The 20,524-nt window shown below is 38.3% G+C and carries 19 protein-coding genes; 13 read left to right on the top strand and 6 right to left on the bottom strand.

Going from position 1 to position 20,524, the window contains the following annotated elements:
• The first annotated feature begins 19 nt into the window (after window positions 1-19).
• From ACOZBY_RS18595 to ACOZBY_RS18535, 13 genes are all read left to right on the top strand, one after another.
• Window positions 20-601: a LemA family protein gene (locus ACOZBY_RS18595; protein ID WP_036160514.1), complete on the top strand. Its 582-nt coding sequence runs from the start codon at window positions 20-22 to the stop codon at window positions 599-601.
• A gap of 74 nt (window positions 602-675) precedes the next feature.
• Window positions 676-1,350, top strand: coding sequence for a TPM domain-containing protein (locus tag ACOZBY_RS18590; protein WP_227256889.1), 675 nt, complete (start codon window positions 676-678; stop codon window positions 1,348-1,350).
• A gap of 133 nt (window positions 1,351-1,483) precedes the next feature.
• Window positions 1,484-3,754, top strand: coding sequence for a S9 family peptidase (locus ACOZBY_RS18585; protein WP_099806105.1), 2,271 nt, complete (start codon window positions 1,484-1,486; stop codon window positions 3,752-3,754).
• A gap of 202 nt (window positions 3,755-3,956) precedes the next feature.
• Complete coding sequence (locus tag ACOZBY_RS18580; RefSeq protein WP_012292241.1) at window positions 3,957-4,190, top strand: glutaredoxin family protein; 234 nt, start codon at window positions 3,957-3,959, stop codon at window positions 4,188-4,190.
• Between the two features lie 256 nt (window positions 4,191-4,446).
• A complete protein-coding gene (locus ACOZBY_RS18575; protein ID WP_255250346.1) occupies window positions 4,447-4,569 on the top strand; it encodes a hypothetical protein in 123 nt (40 codons plus the stop codon).
• 174 nt (window positions 4,570-4,743) lie between these two features.
• The gene (locus ACOZBY_RS18570; protein WP_031417789.1) at window positions 4,744-5,793 is read left to right on the top strand and encodes a sugar-binding transcriptional regulator; all 1,050 of its coding nucleotides are present in this window, start codon (window positions 4,744-4,746) and stop codon (window positions 5,791-5,793) included.
• Window positions 5,794-5,922: 129 nt separating this feature from the next.
• On the top strand, window positions 5,923-6,939 hold the full coding sequence (gap, locus tag ACOZBY_RS18565) for a type I glyceraldehyde-3-phosphate dehydrogenase (RefSeq protein WP_031417788.1): 1,017 nt from the start codon (window positions 5,923-5,925) through the stop codon (window positions 6,937-6,939).
• Window positions 6,940-7,487: 548 nt separating this feature from the next.
• Window positions 7,488-8,672, top strand: coding sequence for a phosphoglycerate kinase (locus tag ACOZBY_RS18560; protein ID WP_012292245.1), 1,185 nt, complete (start codon window positions 7,488-7,490; stop codon window positions 8,670-8,672).
• A 27-nt stretch (window positions 8,673-8,699) separates the two neighbouring features.
• Window positions 8,700-9,461: a triose-phosphate isomerase gene (gene tpiA, locus ACOZBY_RS18555; protein ID WP_012292246.1), complete on the top strand. Its 762-nt coding sequence runs from the start codon at window positions 8,700-8,702 to the stop codon at window positions 9,459-9,461.
• Window positions 9,454-10,995 carry a 2,3-bisphosphoglycerate-independent phosphoglycerate mutase gene (gpmI, locus tag ACOZBY_RS18550; protein ID WP_207889404.1) on the top strand — a complete coding sequence of 514 codons (1,542 nt, stop codon included), beginning with the start codon at window positions 9,454-9,456 and terminating at the stop codon, window positions 10,993-10,995. Before tpiA ends, gpmI begins: the two co-directional genes overlap by 8 nt.
• Before the next feature lie 2 nt (window positions 10,996-10,997).
• Window positions 10,998-12,290 carry a phosphopyruvate hydratase gene (gene eno, locus ACOZBY_RS18545; RefSeq protein WP_012292248.1) on the top strand — a complete coding sequence of 431 codons (1,293 nt, stop codon included), beginning with the start codon at window positions 10,998-11,000 and terminating at the stop codon, window positions 12,288-12,290.
• Between the two features lie 665 nt (window positions 12,291-12,955).
• Complete coding sequence (locus tag ACOZBY_RS18540) at window positions 12,956-13,492, top strand: DUF6241 domain-containing protein (protein WP_422762599.1); 537 nt, start codon at window positions 12,956-12,958, stop codon at window positions 13,490-13,492.
• 117 nt (window positions 13,493-13,609) lie between these two features.
• The gene (locus ACOZBY_RS18535; protein ID WP_422762598.1) at window positions 13,610-14,131 is read left to right on the top strand and encodes a GNAT family N-acetyltransferase; all 522 of its coding nucleotides are present in this window, start codon (window positions 13,610-13,612) and stop codon (window positions 14,129-14,131) included.
• A gap of 64 nt (window positions 14,132-14,195) precedes the next feature.
• Here the strand turns inward: ACOZBY_RS18535 and dltD are convergent, their stop codons facing one another.
• The 6 genes from dltD to ACOZBY_RS18505 all read right to left on the bottom strand — a co-directional run bounded on the left by dltD (window position 14,196) and on the right by ACOZBY_RS18505 (window position 20,367).
• Window positions 14,196-15,371, bottom strand: a complete 1,176-nt coding sequence (dltD, locus tag ACOZBY_RS18530) for a D-alanyl-lipoteichoic acid biosynthesis protein DltD (RefSeq protein WP_031417781.1) — start codon at window positions 15,369-15,371, stop codon at window positions 14,196-14,198.
• On the bottom strand, window positions 15,368-15,601 hold the full coding sequence (gene dltC, locus ACOZBY_RS18525) for a D-alanine--poly(phosphoribitol) ligase subunit 2 (protein WP_012292252.1): 234 nt from the start codon (window positions 15,599-15,601) through the stop codon (window positions 15,368-15,370). The genes dltD and dltC overlap by 4 nt, the downstream gene beginning before the upstream one ends.
• Window positions 15,602-15,649: 48 nt before the next feature.
• Entirely contained in the window at window positions 15,650-16,813 is a 1,164-nt protein-coding gene (gene dltB / locus ACOZBY_RS18520) for a D-alanyl-lipoteichoic acid biosynthesis protein DltB (RefSeq protein WP_031417780.1), read from the bottom strand.
• Window positions 16,810-18,285 (bottom strand): D-alanine--poly(phosphoribitol) ligase subunit DltA, encoded by a 1,476-nt coding sequence (gene dltA / locus ACOZBY_RS18515; RefSeq protein ID WP_012292254.1) that lies wholly within the window; start codon window positions 18,283-18,285, stop codon window positions 16,810-16,812. The genes dltB and dltA overlap by 4 nt, the downstream gene beginning before the upstream one ends.
• 17 nt (window positions 18,286-18,302) lie before the next feature.
• Entirely contained in the window at window positions 18,303-18,440 is a 138-nt protein-coding gene (locus tag ACOZBY_RS18510; protein ID WP_004228095.1) for a teichoic acid D-Ala incorporation-associated protein DltX, read from the bottom strand.
• Between the two features lie 280 nt (window positions 18,441-18,720).
• A complete protein-coding gene (locus ACOZBY_RS18505; RefSeq protein ID WP_422762597.1) occupies window positions 18,721-20,367 on the bottom strand; it encodes an alkaline phosphatase in 1,647 nt (548 codons plus the stop codon).
• Between the last annotated feature and the right edge of the window lie 157 nt (window positions 20,368-20,524).

Genomic DNA, 20,524 nt, shown 5'->3' with positions numbered 1-20,524 from the left:
GCCAAGGAGGTTTTTGAACATGAAGAAATGGTTTGGACCAATTGGGATGATTGTCCTCATGCTTATTGTGTTTGCCTTAGTGCTGATTCCAAAATATAACAGTTTAGTCGCAGCTGAGGAAAATGTAGACTCCAAATGGGCACAGGTTGAAAACCAACTCCAACGCCGCTATGATTTAATTCCCAATTTGGTTGAATCTGTGAAAGGGTATACGAATCACGAGCAGCAGGTCATTGCCGATATTACCAACGCACGAGCTCAAATGGGCAATGCTAATTCTCCTGCGCAGCAAGCTGTTGCGAATGATACCTTAACTGGTGCACTAAGTCGTTTACTGGTAGTTGTGGAGAACTATCCTAACTTAAAAGCAGATGCAAATTTTCGGCAGTTAATGGATGAGCTTGCAGGCACAGAGAATCGCTTGGCAGTAGCACGTGAGGATTACAATAATGAAGTACAACAATTTAATAAACATGTTAAACGATTTCCTGGAAATTTAATGGCAGGGATGTTTGGTTTTGAACAAAAAGAATACTTTAAAGCTACTGCGGGTGCCGAACAAGCGCCAGCTATTGATTTTAGTCAATCGGGTACACAGTGATGAAACGTTGTATACTACAGCTGATTATCATTTGTTCTGTGCTTCTTTTTTGCAGGGATATAACGGAAGCGGCAATGCCGTCGCCAATGAAAAATACGTATATTCATGATTTTGCTAATGTCTTATCTTTAGATGTAAAACAGAAATTAAACCATTATTCAGAGCAGTTGGATAAAGGAACGGGTGCTGAAATTATGGTTGTAACCGTTGATAGCCTTCATGGGCAGGAGGCGAAGATGTATGCGACAAAGCTGATACGCTCTTGGGGCATTGGGGACAAAGAGAAAAATAATGGTGCCCTGATTCTCGCTACATTTGGACAGGGTAAAGGACAAAATGATGTGGTAATAGCTGTTGGTCAAGGCTTGGAGGGAGCATTACCAGACGGTAAATTAGGGCGTATTTTAGATAATGCTTTTTACCCTCTCGCAAGTGAAGGTGATAATGATCAAGCCTTTCTAGCTACATATGCTGAGGTATTTCGTGCTGTAGCAGAAGAGTATAACTGGAATGGTGAATTACCAGCTGGCGCAAATGCAGATGAAGAAATACCCATTTGGCTCATGATTGTCATCATTATAGCGGTCATCATTTTTTCCTCATTCTTTTCGAAAGGTGGAGGTGGACCACGTGGGAGAGGCTATGGTGGTTACCCTGGCAGCTTTGGTGGGAGACGCTCAGGTGGTGGCAGTTTTGGAGGGTTTGGTGGCGGTTCTTCAGCAGGAGGCGGGGCAAGCCGAAAATTTTAATATACGTCACAACAGCGGGCTAATGGTTTAGTTCGCTTTAAATATGAAAATATTGACAAAAATACATAAAATGGTATAATTCATAATATATCGACTATCGATATAACGTAAACTGATATAGGGAGGAATCATTTTGAAAAAAAGATTTTTAACTGCATCATTAGCAATTATTTTAACAACTGCTACGGTTATTCCTGCAACATTGCAAGAAGTACGTGCTGCCAATGAAACAAATATCGTATTAGCACAAGAGCAACAACTTTCAGCGCAGGAATTTCTAGATTTAGCAGTAACAGCTTTAACATTCCAGCATGGCTCCGATTCAATGCGACAACAAATCAAGGATCAATGGGTAAAGGCTGGAGAGATTACAGACTTAAGCGCCACTATTAAACGTGATCAAGCAGCTCGGATTTTAGTTAGAGCTGCCAATAAAGAAGGAAAAGAAAAGACACTAGCGGAGTATTTAAAGAAAGCGAATAAGCTTGGTTTCTTTAAGGGAATATCATCAAGCACAGATTTTATTTCGAAACAAGAGGCTAGTAAACTTCTTAACAATGTTAAAAAGATAAAAAATGGTTCCAGTAATAAAGGAGTAAAAGAAATTTCCGTGGAGGATTTTGTGAAAAACCCAGGGAACTTTGGCTACGAACTTTCTCCTGATGGGAACTACATTACATTTGCCTCTGCATGGGAGAATCGCTCGAATGTATTTGTGAAAAAAATGAATGATAATAGTGAGCCAGTTCGTGTATCAAGCTCAAAAGATCGGAATATTGCAGGGTTTTTTTGGAAGGACGATTCTTTACTTTATTTGAAAGATAAAGGTGGAGATGAGAACTTCCATATTTACTCTACAACATTTAACGGTTCTGTGGAAAAAGATTTAACGCCATACCCTAATGTGACAGTAGGGATATTGGATAGCCTACAGGGTGTAAAAGACGAAATTCTGATCATGATGAACAAAGAGGATGCAACCGTTTTTGATGTGTACAAGCTAAATGTAAAGACGGGTAAAACAACTCACGTTGCCAAAAATCCTGGCAATATTACGAACTGGTTAGCAGATCGTAACGGCAATGTACGTGTAGCTGTAGCTACTGATGGAGTGAAAGGTGCTATCCTATATAGAGATTCAGAAAAGGATGAATTCAGACCATTTATTAAAATGGGGGCTGGGGATGAAGTAATGCCACTAGCCTTCTCGAAGGACAATAAGTTTATTTATGCAACATCCAATAAAGGTCGAGATAAAGTAGAAGTAGTGAAGTATGACCTACAAGGTAAAGAAGAAGTAATAATGTCCAATGATGAAGTTGATGTTTCAGGTGTATTATATAATGCTGAAAAAGATAAATTATTGTTTGGTGCGTATGCTACGGATAAAATCCATTATCAATTCTTTGATAAGGACTTTGAAAAGTTATTCCGTAAAATTCAAAACAAGCTTGGTGTTCATGAAAGCGAATTGGGTATAAATGATTACAATAAAGAGATGACAAAATTTATTGTGAGTGTTTCGAGTGACACAATCTATGGGAAATATTATTATTACGATTCGACAACAGATGAATTAAAAGAATTAGCGACATTGAGCCCTTGGTTAAAATCTGCAGATCTTGCAGAAATGCACCCTATTTCTTATAAGAGCCGTGATGGATTAACGATAAACGGCTATTTAACTTTGCCGAAAAATAAAAAGGCCGAAAATCTTCCTCTAATCGTAAACCCGCATGGTGGACCATGGGCGCGTGATATGTGGGGCTTCAATCCAGAAGTACAGCTATTAGCAAATCGTGGCTATGCAGTGTTACAAGTAAACTTCCGTTCCTCCACTGGCTATGGGAAGGAATTCCTTCAAGCCGGTAATAAGCAATGGGGCTTGAAAATTCAAGATGATATAACGGATGGCGTTCAATGGGCAATTGATCAAGGTATCGCTGATTCTAAACGTATTGGTATTTACGGTGCTTCCTTTGGTGGTTATGCTACGTTAGCTGGTATTACGTTTACACCAGATTTATATGCAGCAGCAGTTGATTATGTAGGTGTATCTAACATTTTCACACTCTTAGACACAATTCCACCGTACTGGGAAACGATGCGGGACTTGTTTTATGAGCGAGTAGGTCATCCAGAGAAAGATAAAGAATTACTAACAGCAGTTTCTCCGGTATTCCATGTTGATAAAATTAAAACACCTTTATTTGTTGCACAAGGTGCAAATGATCCACGTGTCAACAAAGCAGAATCCGACCAAATCGTAGAAGCTTTACGTGCTAGAGGTGTAGATGTAGAGTATATGCTTAAGGATAATGAGGGCCATGGCTTCGCGAACGAAGAAAATAGAATCGAATTTTATAATGCCATGGTGAAGTTCCTTGATCATCATTTAAAATAACATAATAGCAAAAAGGCATTGATGTGATTGTTATTCGCACTCAATGCCTTTAATTTTTATAATAAAGTTTTGAATGAATCCATGATATGATTTACAATCGTTGTGGCTATCAATGCCGTTGCCAGTTTCAGCGTTAAAGCTCAACCATGAAGAAAACGAAAGCAAAAATCTTCGTTTATAATAGAGACAGGAGGTGACATCCATGATTGTTCAATTTTTTAGTCGAGCTAATTGTCCATTATGTGTAGAGGGCCTACATACTTTAAAGCTTGTACAAGAAGATGTAGCGTTCGATATTGAAATAGTAAATATTGAAGAGGATGATCACATACACGAAAAATATATGTTCATGATACCTGTAGTAGAAAAAGATGGGACCGTCATTCAATATGGTAATCTGGACTATGCCACATTAATGGAGCATCTGGGTAGTTAAATTGCATGCCTTTAAAAAGATAGTAACGGCGAAAATTGCTTTATTATTAGTTGTCATTCATACAATTCACAAATTGTTCAATGAAAGCGGTTTGAATTTGAACAGTTTGTGAAGACCTTCACATTAGTCTTTTCTTTTATAAAAATCGGAGTAGAATAGGTATCAAGTAAGACATTGTTATAAAACAGATAATGAAAAGTATCACAATTTTTAGTGGTTGTTATATTACAAAAGCGATGTGAAGGGAGATTTTACAATGTGGGTTATTACAGTATTTGAAAAAAAAGACGTTCGTATTTTTGAATTTACAAATAAAAATGAGGCAACAAAAGCTTTAGAAGGATTCAAGAAAAACGCAATTTTATCTTTCACAAAATAAGCAAACCAAAGTCTCGTAGCTTTTTACAAAGCTGCGGGGCTTTTTTAAATCCAAAACTATACAATTACTTGCACTTTCCAACTATGCGTATTATAATAAAATCATAAGTGGGACACAAAATAATATAGTGGGACTGAAAATATCCCACATCTATTAACAAGGGAGTAGATAAATATGTTCACTATTCCAGAGGCGCAACAAAGGCTACTTCCTGAAATGTATCCGCTTCTGCAATCTAGATATCGTATTTTGCAAGCCGTTCAACTCATGCAACCTATCGGGCGTCGAACACTCGCAGATTCATTGAAAATGACAGAAAGAGAAATACGCAAAGAAACTGACATTTTACGTGAACAAGGGTTATTAGATTCGCAAAAGTCGGGTATGGTATGTACAGATGATGGCGAAGAAGTCATTGAAAAACTAAGAGCCATCGTTTATGAATGGTCTGGTCTAACCCAGCTTGCGAAATTACTTGAAAAACATTTTGGCATACAACATGTTGTTGTTGTCCCAGGTGATTATAGTGAAGACAATACAGTCCTAACCTTGCTTGGCAAGGAAGCTGCATTGCAATTTATGTCTACTGCTTTTGATGAACAAGTTGTAGCGGTTACTGGTGGAAAATCAGTTGCCTCCCTAGCTCAATTTTTACATCCGTTAGATGGACAAAAAGATATTACCTTTGTTGCTGCACGTGGAGGAATTGGTCATGAAATGCAAATGCAAGCCAATACGCTTGTTGCAACATTTGCCATGCAGATGGAGGAACAATATCGTACATTATTTTTGCCTGAGCATTTAAGTGAGCAAGCATACAAAGCTATGTTAACTGAACCTATGGTAACTGAGATGATGGCGTTTTATGATCGAGCAGATTGTGTAATCCATGGCATTGGATCGGCAGAGGAAATGGCGATTCGACGTAATTCATCCTCCGAGGATTTGCGAATTCTTGAGGAGAAGGGTGCGGTAAGTGAGGCATTTGGCTATTACTTTAATGCCGAAGGTGAAATCGTACATCGTATCCGCACGATTGGCATTCAGCTTGAACAGGTTAAAAATAGCCAGCAAGTTATTGCCGTGGCAGCTGGAAAACAAAAGGTCAATGCGATGCTTTCTTATTTTAAAGTAGCGCCAAAGCAAACTATTTTTATTACAGATGAAGCAGCTGCAAAAGCAATTGCTGCTAGTTTACCTTCTGACAACAGCCATTTTGAATGATGGGTGTGAGCATTACTATGTCACTCTATCTCAAAAAGTGTTGAAGCACTTTTTGAATGAGCATAAAAGCAATTCAATGTCTCTATTTCAAAAAGAGACAAACATTACACATTATTGGAGGAATTAACAATGGCATTAAAATTAGCGATTAATGGATTTGGACGTATTGGACGTTTAGTATTTCGTGAGGCAATGAAGCAAAGTGAATTTGAAGTAGTGGCTGTAAACGACTTAACAGACGCAGGTCAGCTTGCACACTTATTGAAATATGATTCAGTCCACGGTATCTATGATGCTGAAGTCAATGCAGATGAAGATTCTTTCGTTGTGAATGGACAACGTATAAAAGTATATGCTGAAAAAGATCCTTCACAATTACCATGGGGTGAATTAGGAGTAGACGTAGTTCTTGAATGTACTGGTCATTTCCGTTCATTGGAGGAAGTGGGTAAGCATATTGAAGCAGGAGCTAAAAAAGCAATTCTTTCTGCACCAGCAAAAGGAGCAATGCCTACATTTGTTATGGGTGTCAACCATACAGACTATAACCCAGCAACTGATGATGTTATTTCAAATGCTTCATGTACAACAAACTGTCTTGCGCCTGTTGCGAAAGTACTGGATGAGAAATTTGGTATTGAACGCGGGATGATGACAACCATTCACTCTTATACAAACGATCAACGAATCTTAGACTTCCCACACTCTGACCCACGTCGTGCACGTGCAGGAGCAGTATCTATGATTCCAACAACAACTGGAGCAGCGGTAGCCGTTTCTAAAGTATTACCACAATTAAAAGGTAAATTAGATGGCTTCTCTATGCGAGTACCAACACCTAACGTATCATGTGTTGACTTAGTTGTAGAATTAAAAGCAGATGTAACGAAAGAAGCCATTAATGCGGTATTAAAAGAAGCTTCTGAAAATGAATTAAAAGGCATTTTAGACTACAATGAACTACCATTAGTCTCTATTGATTATAACGGTAACCACCATTCTTCTACTGTTGATGGTCTTTCAACAATGGTATTAGAAAACAAAATGGTGAAGGTTCTAGCTTGGTACGATAACGAAATTGGTTACTCTACTCGCTTAATGGACTTAGCTTTATACATTGCTGAACAAGGGTTAAACAATAAATAAGTATCATATTTCGACATTTTGAGTAAAAAGTGTGACATAATACTGCTTTTTATGTACAAAAAGTATAGCCTTTATAATATCGAATAGATATAATATACAAGGGTATTGGGAGTAAGGGATAACCCTTACTCCTTTTTTGCTAAATTCAGCAGGAAACGCCCACCTCAATAGGTGAGGGTGATGAGCTGAATACACAAATGGCTCTCTTTCATTCAGTGCGTATCCAACCACTGACCGAATCAAGATGAAAACCCCAGCGGATATACAGATTTTGAAAAGGAGCTTAACAGTAAGCTCGAATAAATCTAGACGCTATGACACTGAGGCGTAATTGATACATGGTGATTGCAAGACATAGAAGGTAACTTTTGCTACTATAAAAACAAGTATTAGGGTTCATTATCCAAAGTTGGAGAATTATAATCACACTAGATAGTGACCCCGAAAAAGTACCAAAATGACTTTTCAATTTAGGAAGCATGGTGTGGAGCCAAGATGGGTAAAACACAAGGGTGTAAGACTAAAACAACTTTGAAGGGGGTTTCTTCATGTTAAATAAGAAGACAATGAAAGATATTGATGTAAAGGGTAAACGCGTTTTTGTACGTGTTGATTTTAATGTTCCAATGGCGGATGGTGTTATTACAGATGAAACACGTATTCGAGCAGCTATTCCAACAGTTGAATATTTAGTAGAGCAAGGTGCAAAAGTCATTTTAGCTTCTCATTTAGGCCGTCCAAAAGGTGAAGTAAAAGAGGACATGCGCCTAACAGCAGTTGGCATTCGCTTAGCGGAATTAATGAGCAAACCGGTGACGAAGCTAGATGAATCCATTGGACAAGCAGTTGAAAAAGCTGTTGCGAACATGCAAGATGGAGACATTTTACTACTTGAAAACGTTCGTTTCCATGCGGGTGAAGAAAAAAATGATCCAGCGTTAGCGCAGCAGTTTGCACAGCTAGCTGACATCTATGTCAATGATGCTTTCGGTGCAGCTCACCGTGCTCATGCTTCTACAGAAGGAATCGCCAAGCATATTCCTGCGGTATCAGGTTTCCTCATGCAAACGGAATTAGATGTACTAGGTAAAGCGCTGTCGAATCCTGAACATCCGTTTACAGCAATTATCGGTGGAGCCAAAGTTAAAGATAAAATCGGTGTGATTGAAAGTTTATTAGAAAAAGTAGACCACTTAATTATTGGTGGGGGATTATCATTCACGTTCATTAAGGCACAAGGCTACGATATTGGGAAATCTTTATTAGAAGAAGATAAAATCGAGCTAGCAAAATCATTTATTGAAAAGGCGAAAGCAAAAGGCGTGCAATTACATATGCCAATTGATGCGGTAGTGGCTAATGAATTTTCACAAGATGCGGAAACAAAGGTTGTGGATGTAGACGCTATACCAGCTGATTGGATGGGGCTAGATATTGGGCCTAAAACAGCTGCTCACTATGCAGAGGTCATTAACAATTCTAAATTAATCATTTGGAACGGACCGATGGGTGTTTTTGAAATGGATAAATTTGCGAATGGGACTAAAACAGTGGCTGATGCTATGGCAACTACATCCGGTTATACAGTAATCGGTGGCGGTGACTCTGCAGCGGCAGTTGAAAAGTTTAAAGTAGCTGATAAAATGGATCACATTTCTACAGGTGGCGGTGCATCACTAGAGCTAATGGAAGGTAAAGAGCTTCCAGGGATTGTTGCACTAAACGATAAATAAGCCAAATAAAAAATCGGAGGCAAGACGATGCGTAAACCAATTATTGCAGGTAACTGGAAAATGTTTAAAACATTTGAAGAAGCTATACAATTTGTAGATGCCGTACAGGATAAACTTCCTTCTAATGAGAAAGTAGACGCCGTAATTTGTGCACCAGCACTTTACCTGCCTACACTGGTGCAAGTTGCTAGTGAATCAGAGCTAGCTATTGGTGCTCAAACGATGCACTATGAGAATGAAGGTGCCTTTACTGGTGAAATTAGTCCTGCACAGCTAGCAAGTGTGGATGTGGATTATGTTATATTAGGTCACTCAGAACGTCGCGAATATTACAATGAAACTGATGAGGCTATTAATAAAAAAGTAGCAGCAGCACTTGCACATAATATTGTACCGATTATTTGCTGTGGTGAAACGCTAGAGGAACGAGAAGCGGGAACGACAGAGCAAAAGGTTGCGGGCCAAATAAAAGCCGCACTTGCTGGATTTGAAGCGCAGCAAGTAGAGCATATGGTCATTGCCTATGAACCAATTTGGGCAATCGGTACAGGTAAAACGGCTACAGCAGATGATGCCAATCAAGTTTGCGGAGCGATTCGTTCGGTCGTTGAGGAATTATTTGATGCTGCAACGGCCAATGCAGTTCGCATCCAATACGGTGGCAGCGTTAAACCAGACAACGTTCATGAGCTTTTATCAAAAGAGCATATAGATGGAGCCTTAGTTGGTGGAGCAAGCTTACAACCAGAATCTTATTTAACATTATTGGAGGCGGCAGCAAATGCCTAAAAAGCCAGTAGCTTTAATTATTTTAGATGGCTTTGCATTTCGTGATGAAACATTCGGAAATGCAGTAGCACAGGCTAAAAAGCCAAATTTTGATCGATATTGGAGCCAATTCCCACACGCTACATTAACAGCATCTGGAGAAGCCGTTGGGCTACCAGAAGGACAAATGGGTAATTCCGAGGTGGGTCACTTAAACATTGGTGCTGGTCGTATTGTTTATCAAAGCTTAACACGCTTAAATAAATCGATACGTGAAGGTGACTTCTTTACAAATCAAGCATTTTTAGATGCGGTGGCACATGTGAAAGCTCATAATTCTAAACTGCATATTATGGGGCTGTTATCAGATGGTGGTGTTCATAGTCATTATGAGCACATGTTTGCTCTATTAAAGCTTGCAAAGCAGCAAAATGTAACTGACGTTTTCGTTCATGGCTTCTTAGATGGTCGAGATGTTGGACCTACAACAGCTTTAGACTATATTGAAGAAACAGAAAAACAAATGTCTGAAATTGGAATAGGTCAATTCGCATCTATTCATGGTCGTTACTATGCAATGGACCGTGATAAGCGATGGGATCGTGTCGCTCTTACGTATAATGTACTGGTAGATGGCGTAGGTCAAACAGCCGAAAGTGCAAAAAGCGGTGTAGCAGCATCCTATGAGCGTGAAGTGACAGATGAATTTGTCATTCCATTCAGCATTCAAGAGCATGGAGAGCCGGTGGCAACGATTGGTGATAACGATGCGGTCATTTTCTTTAACTTCCGTCCTGACCGAGCTATCCAATTATCAAAAGTATTCACAAATGAAGACTTTGATGGTTTTGCCATATCTGTCAAGCATCCAAAAAACTTAAAATTTGTGTCCTTTACTCATTATAGTGATGAAGTCAATGCACAGATTGCTTATGAAAATGACAACTTGAAAAATACGATCGGTGAAGTGTTAGCGATGAATGGTAAAACACAACTCCGCATTGCCGAAACCGAAAAATACCCACATGTCACTTTCTTTATGAGTGGTGGACGTGAGGAAAAATTCTTAGGTGAAGAACGTATTCTAATCGCATCTCCAAAGGTTGCCACATACGATTTAAAACCTGAAATGTCTGCTTATGAGGTGACAGAAGCCTTACTTGCAGAAATTGAGGCTGAAAAATTTGATGGTATTATTCTTAACTTTGCCAACCCTGATATGGTAGGTCATAGTGGAATGCTTGAACCAACAATTAAAGCCATTGAAGCAGTAGATGAATGCTTAGGGAAAGTAGTAGATGCACTCCTTGCAAAAGGTGGAGCAGCTATTATTACAGCTGACCATGGTAACTCTGATGAAGTGGTAACACTAGCAGGGCAGCCTATGACAGCTCATACAACAAATCCTGTTCCAGTGATTGTGACAAAACCAAATGTTGTTTTACGAAATGGTGGTATTTTAGCCGATTTGGCACCAACCATGTTAGAATTATTACAGGTGTCACAACCTACTGAAATGACAGGTCAATCATTAATTGAAAAAGAGGAGAATTAATTATGCCATTTATTACACAAGTTTATGCTCGCGAAGTTTTAGATTCACGTGGGAACCCAACAGTAGAGGTTGAAGTATTTACAGAGTCAGGCGCTTTCGGACGCTCAATCGTACCATCAGGTGCATCAACAGGTGAATACGAAGCTGTAGAATTACGCGATGGTGACAAATCTCGTTACCTAGGCAAAGGTGTATTAAAAGCAGTTGAAAATGTTAACACAATTATTGCGCAAGAATTAGAAGGTAACTATTCAGTTCTTGACCAAGTTGTTATTGACAAAGCTTTAATAGAGCTAGATGGCACAGAAAATAAAGGTAAGCTAGGTGCTAATGCAATTCTAGGTGTATCCATGGCAGTTGCCCATGCTGCGGCAGATTATTTAGATGTACCTCTTTATCAATATCTTGGTGGATTTAATTCTAAACAATTACCAGTACCAATGATGAACATTTTAAATGGTGGAGCACACGCAGATAACAATGTTGATATTCAAGAATTCATGGTTATGCCTGTTGGTGCAGAATCTTTCCGCCATGCACTACGTATTGGTGCTGAAATTTTCCACAACTTAAAGGCAGTCCTTAAAGATAAAGGCTATAACACAGCAGTAGGTGACGAAGGTGGTTTCGCACCAAACCTTGGTTCTAATGAAGAAGCGATTACAGTTATTTTAGAAGCTATTGAAAAAGCAGGCTACAAACCAGGTGAAGAAGTGAAGCTTGCAATGGATGTAGCTTCATCAGAGCTTTTCAATAAAGAAGATGGTAAATATCACTTAGATGGTGAAGGTGTTGTCAAAACTTCAGAAGAGATGGTTGATTGGTACGAAGAGTTAACAAACAAATACCCAATCATTTCAATTGAAGACGGCTTAGATGAAAATGACTGGGCTGGACACAAGCTATTAACTGAACGTATTGGTAGTCGTGTTCAATTAGTAGGGGATGACCTATTTGTTACAAATACAAAAAAATTAGCTGCAGGCATTGAGCAAGGTGTAGGAAATTCAATCCTTATCAAAGTGAACCAAATCGGTACATTAACAGAAACATTTGAAGCGATCGAAATGGCGAAACGTGCAGGCTACACAGCAGTTATCTCCCACCGCTCTGGTGAATCAGAGGATGCAACAATTGCTGATATCGCTGTAGCAACAAATGCAGGTCAAATTAAAACGGGTGCTCCATCTCGTACAGACCGCGTAGCTAAATACAACCAACTTCTTCGCATCGAAGATCAGCTTGGTTCAACTGCTGAATATCTTGGTTTAAAATCATTCTATAACTTAAAATAAGCATTTGTTTTAAGTTATACACAGCCTTTTTATACATTTTGAACTTTGTACATTTAGGTGAAACAACTGTATGGCTACAACCTCTGATTTATAAGTGTGATAAACACTTATAGATTGGAGGTTTTTTTAGTTGCTTAACAAAGATTTACTAAAAGAATTTACATTTGAATTACAGCTTTAAAATGAAGCAATCAGAACAACATATTTGAACGAGTTTCAGGAGGTGAAGACATTTCTAAAAAATATATCACTTGGTAAAAACCATTAACACTATAATTCAATTGTTGAGGTCGTTTTCCACGTATTTGGTGGCAGAAGAATATGTCACATTAATAGAAGTATACGATTTTAACACATAGTTAACCGCGGAAGTCATGAATTTAGAAGTGGATTAGATGCAAGAGACAACAAGAGTACCTGCCAACTTTGAGGTTATGTTTAGTCATAAAATTGAGTATATGGAAATTTCTCTAGTAAGGGAGTCCTTGAGTTTTTCCAAGTTTTTCGGAAAAATACGACAAAACAAATGATGGACGTGGTCGATTTTGACAACATAGAATAGCGGACGTTAAATAGTATCCATTGAACGCTATTTCAATATTTTGTTATTATTAAACTAATTACATAAAATAAACCAATTATAATAATAAGTGAGGTTTAATAAGATGCAGAGAAAAACCAAATCGGCTATTGTCATTATTGCAGTATTGGTCATTTTTGGAGGGATTTTTGGTTACTTCAAATTCACGGAACCAATGGAGAAACCTACGCCAGTAAAAGAAAAAGCAATTGTTGAAAATGCTGGAGTAACGCTTGATGATAAAAGAGTTACAAAAGAAGAATTACTTTATCCTGACAACTTAATAGAGCACAAAATGAACGAGGCTATCCATAGCATGTCTCACCAAAAGGTTGAAGCTAAAACAAAATGGGGTCATACGCAAATAACACAGGCTAAAGTTGACCGATTGTTGGAAATTTCCAAAGAAAGCAATTATAAATTTAGAGAGCTTTACATTAAAATATTGGAAAGATGGTCAAAAGGTGATTTTTCTCATGCTGTAGAAGATCATAACGCAATTTGGGAGATGCAAGGAGGTGACGAGTCAGGAAATTCAGGGAAAGCCATTCGTTTGTTGACTCCTGCTGAAGAGCAAGCTTATATTGAAAACAATTTAACCTATGACCTATATGATAAATAGCGCCCAATAATGAGCACCATTTTTTATGTATACGCCATTTTAGATTTGTTATCATAAAAGTAATGACTAAAATCCTCCAATCTTAAGATAAAAAAATAATCAGAGGAGGTTTTCTATATGAAAATTCTTGAGACCGAACGACTTATCCTGCGCTTACAAACAACGGAAGATGCGCTATTTATTCTTGAGCTAGTGAATGATCCCTCGTGGATACAATTTATTGGTGACCGCGGTGTGAAGACCATAGAGGAGGCAGCTAGTTATATAGAAAATGGGGCAATACGTATGTATAAGCAATTTGGATTCTGCTTATATGTAGTTGAAATAAAAGAAGATCAAACCCCGATTGGGATATGCGGTTTTGTCAAAAGAGAAACGTTAGAAGATGTAGATATTGGTTTCGCGTTTCTCCCTGATTATTGGGGAAGAGGATACGCCTATGAAGCAGCGTCTGCCGTATTAGCCTATGGTTTAGTTACACTAGGGTTTAATCGAATTGTGGCTATTACTACCCAAGAAAATTATGCGTCAGCTAAATTACTCGAAAGAATAGGCTTACAGTTTGAAAGAGTCATCCAATTTTCCAATGACTCTGAAGAACTTAGACTTTTCTCATTAAATGGTGAAAAAAGCAAATGAAACAAAAAAGGTCAGTCTGTAGTGAATGAACACTTCAGACTGACTTTCCATTAGCTACTATAGATTATTGCTGTGCCCAATATTTATCCATATGCTGGTCTAAATAAACCCAGCCCTTCCAGCCAATATGAATCGTATCCATAATAAAATAAGGATCATACTCATGGTCTGTAAAATCAACATAGTCGACATCGGCATCCTTTAATAGTTGTGCCATCTTCTCATAATATTGTTGGCGTCGTTCCTTAGGATAGCCATTATAATCATACCAATAACCGTTAACGGGAATAGAGATAAATAATGGCTTAGCACCAGCATCCTTTAACACATCCATAACTAACTGAAAATCCTTATACTCAGGAGACTCCGTATAATCTTCATGCTTTCTCATGTCCTTAAACTTTGAAAAATTAGCGTTCACCAGTCGTTTAAAAGCTCGATTTTCAATCATATATTCATTGGAGACTCGTTTCTCCCCATAGGCTTCAGCATGCTGTATTTGCTGTTCAAAGCTTTGGTCTGTAACAAGCTTATCATTATTTTTTAAAGGATGCCCCTTCCGAGGAAATAGCGAATAGTAGAGGTCCTTTTTCTCTAGTAATTCCTTATGAAAGCGACCGGCTACCATAGCCATACGTCCAGTAACTGGATGTTTTTTGCCATTAGACATTTGATATTGATACATCGTTTTTAAGAGACGATCTCGCTCAACGGTATCAAATTCTAACAAGCGTTCCATAGCCTGTTTACGAAGATCAGCATCCATGTCATCATTAAACGCTAAGTCATAGGCATGTAACATAGAGTAATTCGGTGAAAAATGGAATTCACCCATGCCTTTTTCCGTAAACCATTGCGGTGAAATAATAAAGACTAATTTTTTGCCCGCTAAATTTTTCTCTTGCGCAGCAAAATTTAAGAAATGCGTAATGGACTGCATCCCCCCACGACCAATCATAAATGTCGAATACGGAGCGTCTGTTGCTCGCGCATAATTATAAGGATGAAACGGGTCAAACCGATTTAATTCAGAGGAACCGTATAAAGGCATGGAAGTAGGTTCCTGTAACATTCGCTCCTGTAAATACGTACCTTGAAAGACGAGTGGGGACATGTTTGTTTTGGCTTGCTCCACATCATCTTCTGATATCCAGGCTTTAATCCATGAGTTTGGAAAAAAGACAAAGCCAGTAAACAGGGCAAAGGCAATAAATAGTGATAGAAAGCCTTTTTTTATCATTGTCTTTCAGCTAATTTCCCTGCAATACGATTCGGCGTATTCCATTCTTCTCGATTAAAATCAGTGATAGGTACAGAAATATTAAAGCGATTCTCAATTTCCACTAATAAATTAATCGTACCAAAAGAATCGAGAAGACCTTCCTCGAATAGATCGATATCTGGGTTTTCTACAATAATTTCATCTTCACATAACTCCACTAGCATTTCTAAAACTTGTTGTTTATCCATTAATAATTCTCCTTTATTGAACAGGCTTTATTTGTAGAAAGCCTTTGGTTAAAATAATTTTCCTGAAAAAATATAGAAGCCAAAACATACGGCATTGAAAGTGATAAATACACCGATGGCATGGGTCCATTTATTTTTGGGCCAAAGCTTATGCTTTTTATTCCAGCGTTCGAATTTATCAAAGCTAATAATTAATAAAGCATGATAGAGACCATAAACGACAAAATGCCATTCAAGACCATGCCAAATGCCCATTAAAAAGAACAGTAAAAAGAATCCTATATATGAAATGGTGAATTTATTTTTCAACCATTTTTTCTTCGTCATCCAAAGTACAAAGCGCATATAGACATAATCTCTAAACCAGAAGGAAAGACTCATATGCCAACGATTCCAAAAGTCTTTAATATTGCGACTGGCAAATGGACGGTTAAAGTTAATAGGTGTTTGAATGCCCATTATTCGGCTCACACCCACTGCAAATGCACTATAGCCTGCAAAATCAAAGAATAAGTAAAAGCTATACATATACATATACGCCAGTTGTCCCTGGAAAGGTGTCAAATAGTTATACGTATGATTTGGCAAATATATAAGTGTGTAGTTGTAGATTAAGTATGCCAAAATAAATTTATATAAAAAGCCTACAAAGATATAGTTAATGCCACTTAATAACAGCTTTTGATAGTCTTCCGAAGTGGGAACCGAATGAAAATCCTTTGTAAAACGGCGCCAACGATCGATAGGACCGGATGAAACTGTAGGAAAGAACAGTAAAAAATAGGCCAATTCTGCGATAGAGATTTTTTCCTTCATTAAGCCATCGCGTGTTTCTAAAATCATTTGCACAGCTTTAAACGTAATGTAGGACACACCTAGAAAGCCGAATAAATGATGCAGTCCAAGGATAGGCAAAACCTTCACTAGTACAAGCGGCAAAATCGACAGGAGCACGGCCATGACAAAAACGGGTCCATTATTTTGTCGTAGCCTATAGCGTTGATAGGCTGTAATCAGGATTATTTGAAAGACTGTAAACAAAATTAACGAAATTGATCCGTTCAATGAGTGTCCGAAGATAAGGGCTAAAACAATCAACGAAACAAATAAATTATAATGCTTCGCAGACTTACCACGTAAACCTAATAGGATGGTAGGTAGCAATAATAGTCCAATAATGAGAAAGAATGCTATATTTCCATAAGGCGTCATACTGTTTCCATAACCGCCAATCCTTTACGATCAACTTTACCATTTGCGTTTAGCGGTAAAGCGTCCATATATTTAAAAGTTCTAGGAATCATATAGGCTGGTAAATATTCCGATAATAGAGCCTTCAATTGCTTAGTCATTTTGAAAGCAGAATCTGCTAATGGTTCACGCAAAACGATATGAGCATTAAGAGAAACAATTTCCTTATCCTTATAAACAGGAACCACTACGCAGCTTGAAACAGGTGGTAGGTTACTAATTTGTTTCTCAATCTCCTCGATTTCTAAACGATAACCATGTAGTTTTACTTGGAAATCCTTGCGACCTAAAAAGAACAAATAACCATCCTGCTCATAGCCCATATCTCCAGTTTGATAGATGCGATGACCATCTACAGTCGGAAAGGCTTTAGCTGTTAGCTCGGGTGCTCCTAAATAACCTGCACTAACCGTTGACCCCGAAATGACAATTTCTCCATCATCTAATAAAGACACGTTCGGCTCAGAAATGGGTGCAATCGGTAATTGCTCAAATTGTTCTAATAATGCTTTGGTTACCTTTACATAGGATACAGCGACAGTCGTTTCTGTAGGCCCATATAAATTATAGATAGTAGCCTGTGGAAACCGTTGCATAAGCTCTTTAATGACGGCTATTGGTAAAACTTCACCACAGAATAAAAAGGTATCTAATGCAGGCATGAGCTGTTGCTCCCATTCCTTGTTCATTAAGCACATTTTGGCAAAGGAAGGGGTAGACGTCCAAACACGCGTATTGGACAAAGCTAATGAGTCAAATAATGCTCGCGGGTTGGCGATTTCTTGTTGTGTAATTGCGTAAAGCGTGTGTCCTCCTACAAGAGCTGGGTACAAATCCATTACGGATAAGTCAAAGGAATAGGGTGCTTGATTTAAAAATACACCTGATTTCTGTAAGGGAAAATGCTCCTGCATCCAAGTAACAAAATGGGCTAGATTATTGGCAGTTATTTGGACACCTTTTGGCTGCCCAGTTGAGCCAGAAGTGTAAATAATATAATGAATGTCCTCCTGCTGCACCCAGTCTCTTGTTGCTGGACTGTTTGGGAGGGAGGGTGAGTCTAACACGTCGCTCACTGCAACTACAGGTATGTTTGTGAGCATCTGTAATGGCTCTGTCGTGAATAGTAAACCAGCCTTCGATGCCTCTAAAATTAACTGTAATCTTTCAGAGGGTGTAGACGAGTCAACTGGTACGTATGGATGGCCTGCTTTTACAGCACCCAAAAAGGCAACAATCTGTAAAGGGGACATATGTCCATAAACGACAATTGGTTGCTGTCTCTGCAAATGATGGGTCATGATATAATCGGCTATACAATCCGAAAAATGCCAAAGCTCACCATATGTTAAGGAAGCATTATGGGTTTGATAAGCAGTTTTTTGTGGCTGTTGGATGGCCACACGTTCAATAGCTGCTAAAATACTTAACATCAGTAAAACTCCTTTATTTAAAATTCCGTATATATAAATGGTCCAGCGTTCATATCATGAAAGCCATGTATAAGAAACAATAGTACCAAAACGATTAAATAAAATAACGTGAATCCAATAAAGCGTAGATACTCATTATTTTTGATGGATTGCATTTGTCCACCTCCATTGAAAAAAAGTATAGGATTAAACTTTCAAAAAATACTAATTTACTAGTTAAAAATCCTTACCTTATGTTTTTAACACTGATTTGACGGAATGTGGAGAAAAATGTTGCTGGATTAAGGTGAATTCAGTAAATCATAAGATTAATTTAAGGTAAATTTAAGGTTTTGGGGGAATGTACATAAGTTACAAACGATTGGATGGCTATTTTTATGTAAAAAGGGCACGAACATAAGGGAATAATCTCAACTTATGTTCGTACCCTTGTCTTTATTTCACTGCATTAATAACTTTTTTAGAAACATAAAATTCAGAGCCATTGTAGACATTTATAGTATTGAATGTATGTGTTTTTGTTGTATTCTTTGAAGCTTGTTCATAAATCATGGTGTTTTTATTGACAGGAATTTTCACTGTCACATCCGCCTTTTGAGCAATGAAGGTTGGGTTTTCTTTATCGGATAGATCTATTTTAGTTGTAAAACCTTTCTTTGTGAATGCTTTTGTAGCTGGCACATACAAATCATCTGTTAATGACTTCAGATCGAAGCCCATAAACTGCGCCATTGTATGAGCTACATCTGTATTTTCAACAAGTCCAGTTAATTTAGAAGGACCAAATGAGTAAAGAAATACATCTTCACCCGTATGACCGCCTGTTGTATAACCAATGTTTGCACGGTTTGCTAGCATTTTTACCATTTCACTGCCTACATCTTTAGCAGATTTTAAAGTTGAAAGCTCGTCCTTTGTCAATGGATCTAATCCATACAGAGCAGCTACCTCCACTAAGTTGGAGCGGTCTTCTTTTAGTTGGCTTAAAGCCCCTTCAACGGTCATGGAAGCCTTTTTCAGCGGATCAATATAAGCTGAAACAGGAATGCTTGAATAGGTACTAGTCGTATTGGCGTTCCCCATTGTAATTCCGCTATTCCCATGGTCTGTGACAGCAATAACTAATGTATTACCATCTTCCTTCGCAAAATCAACGGCTTCTTTTACCGCATCATCAAACGACAATATATCACTAATAATACCGATTGTGTCATTGGCATGTGCAGCCCAGTCTACCTTACTACCTTCAACAAAAAGGAAGAAGCCGTCCTTATCCTTTTTAAGCGTGTTGATTGCTTTATTCGTCATTTCAGCAAGTGTAGGCTCAGATTTTCTAGTTTTGGCACGATCTAAATCATATGCCAGGGCACTTGGTGCAAAGCTGCCCCAAATTTTTGATGAGGGACTATTCAATAACTCATCACGAGTATGCACTAAATCATATTGATGATCTTTTAATACCTTCAATAAATCCTCGCCGTCCTTGCGGGCATTTTTAGAGGTACCAGGTGTCAGCGATTCTAAGCCTCCACCTAGGACAACGTCAATATTTTGGTAAACCTGTTGTTCGGCAATATCTCCATATTGGCTCCTATTATTAGCATGTGCAGAGAAACCAGCAGGCGTGGCATGTTGAATTTCAGAGGTAGAAATCAAGCCAGTAGCTTTTCCCTGTTGTTTAGCACCTTCTAATACATTAGCTACGGGTCTAAACGCATCCTTTTTATCTATTTGCGCTAATCCAGGTGAATTAATCTCAGAAGGGAGTACACCTATATATTTATCATTCGATTTATTGCCCGTAGCTAACGCAGTAGCGGCAGGGGCAGAGTCTGTTATGGCTGATTCAGCAGAATATGTGCGCATCGCACCCGATAAAATTTCATCCATTGCTAAGCTCTCACCTTTATACCAACGGGAAAGTGTTACAGCATTATTACTGCTCCCATCCATCACCAGCATGATGACATTTGTCGGTTTCTTTACTGGAGCTGCTTGTACATCTTGCTGTGGAATACTGACTGCGGATAAAGTCACTGCACTTGCTAAAAACAATGAAGCCCATTTTTTTGCGTATTTCATGAATTTCCTCCTTTAGGTGAATGATCAACTGTAAGTGTAAAGGAAGGGTGTAAAGCTACTGTTAAAAACTTGTTAATAAAATATGGTAATACTGTAAATGTGAAGAGATAGCGGTGTATTAGCCAACTGAAGGTGAGGGGGAGAATCTGTGAGGCAG

The sequence above is a fragment of the Lysinibacillus sp. NPDC056220 genome (genome assembly GCF_049315265.1).
Taxonomy (GTDB): domain Bacteria; phylum Bacillota; class Bacilli; order Bacillales_A; family Planococcaceae; genus Lysinibacillus; species Lysinibacillus pinottii.
Note: the sequence above shows the minus strand (reverse complement) of the source record. Positions and strands in the feature narration are given on the sequence as shown.